Source organism: Coprococcus sp. ART55/1 (genome assembly GCF_000210595.1).
GTDB lineage: Bacteria > Bacillota > Clostridia > Lachnospirales > Lachnospiraceae > Coprococcus > Coprococcus aceti.
The window spans coordinates 1,148,410-1,149,802 of the sequence record NC_021018.1; the positions used below are offsets into that span (position 1 = coordinate 1,148,410).

The following is a 1,393-nucleotide window of genomic DNA, read 5'->3' on the forward strand; positions in this document are numbered from 1 at the left end:
TCTGATTACATGTGGATCTTCATATGTAGGGAAATGCTGGTACATTTCAAAATTTTTTAGCACCTTATCCTTTAAAGCGAAATAATTATTATCTGCGTTTTTCTTCGAAAAAAACATATTTCTACCATTCCTTCCTTGTTTAATCATATATTTTAAGTAAAAACATACATTTTTATTGAACAAAAGAATTGCGAAACATCCCAAACCCTGAATGCAATCAGCCAAAAGTCTAATTACATCCAGAGTCAGGACCTTTTTTCTCTTTTGTGCTAACTACTTCTAACTACTTTCTTGTAAAGTAACCGTTGCAGCCCGAAGAGCTTTCTGATGGATAGTAATAAGCTCTGTTTCTTGTGCACCATATCTTACCACTGCTGTCTCTCTCATTTGGATCAGCCCAGCCGCAGTCGCCACAACAATACGCACAACATGTTCCCTCCGGGATTTTCACACACTTTTTCTCTTTCGTCATTGTCTTTTCCTCCATTCATTTTATTTACATTTTTGAACGCACACTACACACACTATATGACATTCAAAATAATGTACCTTTTTATCTGCTTTCCTATTATTTTATTTGTTATTAGAAATCCTTTTCCACCTCATATGTAAGTTCATTTACCGCTCCCCCAGAACTCACCTCATACCAGATAATAGTTCCATCATCGGGAAATACGAGTGGAAAATGTACATATTTCAAGCCATTCTCCTTCATTATGCAATTTGCATACACAACATCTGCAGCGGACAATTTCCTCATATCCAACGGATGGCTGTGTATCACGCCAGCAAATGTTATACCTTCTTCATACCAACTCTGCAAAACACTATTAAGTTTTGAAATATCTGGTATATATACTGATTCCTTTTTTTCATAGCTGCTGTGTTGTCCATCAAAGAAAAATTTCTCTATGATATTTCCTCTTACGCCAAGTATTCCTCCCATTTCTGGTGAAACACTTCCAATGGTCTTCATGATGTCATGGTATACACAACCTGAAATACACACCCCAGGGCTGTCCTTGCTTGAGATATCTTTTCTTCTCATCCCTGTATCACCACATCCCCATACCTTCTCCCGACCTTCACCGTCTCACCATCCATCATCGTGATCACCTGACGGTTGTAGCTTCTCACATAGTCTCTGTTCACCACAGCTGCGGCCGAGCATCTTACAAAATTATCGGGAAGCTCCTCCACGATCTCGCTGAGTGGCCTGTACTCATAGAACACACCGTCTGATTTATCCGTTTTCCTTGTCGTATAATACTTCGTCACGCGTTTCTCTATTCGTATGTACATTATGTCGCGGCAGTCGAGGATGTTGACATTTCTGTCGTACCGGATCTTCACGAAACGCTTGCGCTCGTCGCTGTGCAGTTCATCCATGAGC

3 protein-coding genes are annotated in these 1,393 nt (G+C 39.9%); all 3 read right to left on the minus strand.

Features of this window, described 5'->3' with window-relative positions:
• Positions 1-283 precede the first annotated feature (283 nt).
• A complete protein-coding gene (locus CCU_RS05455; protein WP_015533868.1) occupies positions 284-472 on the minus strand; it encodes a hypothetical protein in 189 nt (62 codons plus the stop codon).
• Positions 473-583: 111 nt separating this feature from the next.
• On the minus strand, positions 584-976 hold the full coding sequence (locus CCU_RS05460; protein ID WP_208896019.1) for a hypothetical protein: 393 nt from the start codon (positions 974-976) through the stop codon (positions 584-586).
• A gap of 68 nt (positions 977-1,044) precedes the next feature.
• Positions 1,045-1,393, minus strand: a 349-nt coding sequence (locus tag CCU_RS05465; protein ID WP_208896020.1) for a LytTR family DNA-binding domain-containing protein, incomplete at its 5' end; no start/stop codon positions are given.

Excerpts from the sequence above, each read along its gene's own strand:
- CCU_RS05455 (WP_015533868.1), bottom strand. The coding sequence starts at position 472 with ATGACGAAAGAGAAAAAGTGTGTGAAAATCCCGGAGGGAACATGTTGT.
- CCU_RS05460 (WP_208896019.1), bottom strand. The coding sequence starts at position 976 with ATGAAGACCATTGGAAGTGTTTCACCAGAAATGGGAGGAATACTTGGC.